Origin of the sequence: Streptomyces sp. NPDC017943, assembly GCF_044328425.1 — a bacterium.
Taxonomy (GTDB): domain Bacteria; phylum Actinomycetota; class Actinomycetes; order Streptomycetales; family Streptomycetaceae; genus Streptomyces; species Streptomyces djakartensis_A.
The window spans coordinates 1-3,149 of record NZ_JBIRHH010000075.1 but is presented as its reverse complement, the minus strand read 5'-3'; the positions used below and the strand labels follow the sequence as shown (position 1 = coordinate 3,149).

At 64.8% G+C, this 3,149-nt stretch carries 2 protein-coding genes and 1 pseudogene; 1 reads left to right on the top strand and 2 read right to left on the bottom strand.

Translation table 11 applies throughout. The features are described from left to right. Positions 1 to 352: 352 nt before the first annotated feature. Positions 353 to 712 carry a hypothetical protein gene (locus ACH4C6_RS36310; protein WP_398112835.1) on the bottom strand — a complete coding sequence of 120 codons (360 nt, stop codon included), beginning with the start codon at positions 710 to 712 and terminating at the stop codon, positions 353 to 355. Positions 713 to 862: 150 nt separating this feature from the next. Here ACH4C6_RS36310 and ACH4C6_RS36305 point away from each other — a divergent pair. After that, positions 863 to 1,273 (top strand): annotated as a pseudogene (locus ACH4C6_RS36305) (transposase); the annotation flags it as partial. A gap of 159 nt (positions 1,274 to 1,432) precedes the next feature. Here ACH4C6_RS36305 and ACH4C6_RS36300 read toward each other — a convergent pair. Then, the gene (locus ACH4C6_RS36300; protein ID WP_398112834.1) at positions 1,433 to 2,464 is read right to left on the bottom strand and encodes a hypothetical protein; all 1,032 of its coding nucleotides are present in this window, start codon (positions 2,462 to 2,464) and stop codon (positions 1,433 to 1,435) included. Between the last annotated feature and the right edge of the window lie 685 nt (positions 2,465 to 3,149).

Sequence of the window (3,149 nt, the reverse complement as noted above, 5' to 3'; positions counted from 1 at the left end):
GCCACCCACCCCGCAGGCTGAGGTGATCGTTCTCAAGGTGGTGACCACCACCTTGCCCCAGACCGGCGCAAAGATCGACTCACCGAGTTCACCCTAACACAGCGCCCTCGCGGGAACCGGCCGTTCAGCTCGATGTCTTCCAGGAAGCCGCTCGACCAAGATCCCCGACAGCGTCAGGCACTCACCCCACGCCCTTCCGCCGCGAACCCCACACCCACCACGGTGCGGCCGCGAAGCCCTCGGAAGGATCAGAAGTACCGTTTCCGAGACAGTGGAACGGAGCGGGGTGTACCGCCCCATGACAGCTGCGCCCGCCCCAGGTACCGCCCCATGTCAGTAACCACGCCCTCACTCAACATCCGACCAGCGGAAACACCCCGGCCTGACAAGCCGTCACTGACACCCACCCACCGACACCAAACCGGCACATCGCATCCTGCGCCTTGCGGCGGGCTTCGTCGCGCACCGAGTAGGCGCGGTAGTCGTCGGGGTTGTCGAGTGCCTCCACAAGGGGCTGCCAGGACGTGGGGCCGTAGCGCCACCACACGGGCCCGTGCGGGCCGTGCGCGGCGAGCAGGCGCAGTGTGGTGGCCAGCAGCGGCACGGTGCCCTTGTAGTCGCGGTAGCTGTCCGGCCGCTCACCCTCGGCCGCGTAGTCGCCGTTCCACTCGCCGCGCCAGTGCTCGCGGGTGAGTTGCCCGACCTCGCTCATGCGGGCCTGCATGCGCGAGCTTGCCGACGTTCTTCGTGAACACCAGCGCCACCGGCGGGTAGCCGTCGCGCCCGGTGGCCGGCCACACGGTCCGCCACGGCGGCACCTCCCGCCCGGCCAGGCTAACGCGGCGGGCGAAGAACCGGCGGTACGGACGCGGACGGCATGCGGATCACGTGCTTCGCGACCAATACCGCCGGCCGGCCGATCGCCGAGCTCGGACTCCGTCACCGGCTCCGGGCACGGGCCGAGGACCGGATCCGGGCTGCCCGGGCCACCGGCCTGCGCAACCTGCCCCTGCACGACACCGCCCAGAACCGGGTCTGGATGGAGATCGTCCAGATCGCGCTCGACCTGCTGGCCTGGATGCCGATGCTCGCCCTGACCGGCCAGATGAGGCTCTGGGAACCGCGTCGCTTGCGGTTCCGCCTGTTCTCCACAGCCGGCCAGCTCGTCACCACCGGTCGGCGCAGGACTCTCCGCCTCGCCCGGCACTGGCCCTGGACCGGCAAGATCACCGCTGCCCTTGAACGGCTCGCGCTCCTGCCCGACCCCGGCTGACCAGCAACCCACCGCCCCTGCGACAGCATCACCCGCCCCGGGCAGTGGAACCCGGCGCCCACCCGACGCGACAGCCGGGCCACCGGCCTGCCCGGCATCAGCTCCGGAAAGCGAAAGGGTCCACCGACTCCGTCGGCGGACCCTCAAGAAAGATCGAGGCTAGCGACTTCTTACATGGCCCTGAGGGCTTGATGGTGCGCGACAGGCTTCTACTTCTGCTCTCTCAGCCGCAGGAGGGACCGGTTGGGCTGTGGCCTGAGCTGCGCGAGCGGTAACTATCCGGTCAAACTCGGAAATCACTGCATCACAGCCTTCAGTCAGGGCTGTATGCGCCACTTGAGATGCAGCCTCGCGTTTCAATTCCGCCTGTGGAACATCTTGAGAATACTTGCCGAGCAAGCTGGCCAGCCGATCTGTATAACCCTGCCGCCACAGTGATTCACATTCCGGCAGAGTACGCATAGATTTGCTTTTGGCGAACTCGAAACAATCATGACTTCGCAACCGGAGGGTGGCATCTCTATCCTGGAGATCCTCCGTTTCGAAGTACTTTACATCCAATCTCTCCGCGTCGATCACGATGGACCTGCGCTCTTCCGGAATCAGCAACAGCAGGGTGCACTCCGCAGCCCTTTCCCCTTCCTTCCTGATGTGATTCCCTTGCTCGGCAATATCTTTCTGTGTCGGCTCCATAGGATGGTTCCGCCAGATAAGCTGAAGAGCTTCGGCTGTGCCCCGAGAGTACGCGATGCTCGCCGCTTTGGGTAGCATGTTCTGCACCTGCTCTGTCTGCCAAAGCGGATGCAGTAAAGACTTATGCCGATCAAGGAACCCTCTGAAGTCAAGTTCCCAGTGTTGCTTCCAATCTCTGGCCGCCGCATCTGCTTGCAGCCAGGATGCGGAGCTTTCCCCCAATCCTGGCGTGATTTCTTGCTGCAATTCCCTCAAAGCACTCATCCCGCCAGACAACATACCTCGATACAGATCGTCAGCGCCCTTCAGCCTGGCTTCATTGGCAGGAATGTGCCATACCTGCTGCCGTGGCCCCCTGATCTCGCCTCGATGTGCGTGCGGGGTAATCGAAATGCCTGCTATCCACGCCATGCCGAGCGCCGAATTCTGGATATCGGCTCCTGCTTTATTATTCCTCTGCTCCTGCTCTCCCGTCAGCGGTTCAATACCTGTAGGCATAGAATTCTCCTTGATTCCCGGAAGTGCACGTCACCGACATGTACTCGACTTTGGGTTGTGATAGTACGCCATCGGCCAGACGGGAGCCGAACGACATATCTGCCGAACTCCAAAATACTTGCCAGAAGTGTGCGAATCCCCTGGCAAGTATCGAGAACTTCAATACTTCAGGCGACACGGTTCTCATACCGCTGGACCGGATTACTGCTCCGCGGCGTGGTAATGAACGTCACCAGCGGAAGACTTGGAAGCCTGGTGCCAGGCAGGTTGCCGCACAACGCCGGACAGGACGTTGGGCCGCTTCAGTGGCCGCGACGGCGCGGCGGCCCTGCCGACGCGGTGCTGGGGGGAGGGAGACCCGGCTCCCCCTGGCGCGTCCGGCGCCCCTCCACCTCTTTTGACAAGGCGTACGGGGTGCTCCAGGGGGATGTCCGCGCCCCGACCACGGTCGGACGGGGCGCTGAGCAGTGGTGACGGCACAGCCCGCGGTCAGGCTGCGCAACCTCCAACGCATCCCCCAGCGCAACCTCCCTGCCACAGCCCCCATCACTCTGGCACACCACGGCATCCACCTCCGCGGCATCCACCTCGTACTCCCACCACCCCATGCCCCTCACCGTGGCAGCAGCCGCCGGCCAAACCCCCCCCCCCCCCCCCCCCCCCCCCCCCCCCCCCCCCCCCCCCC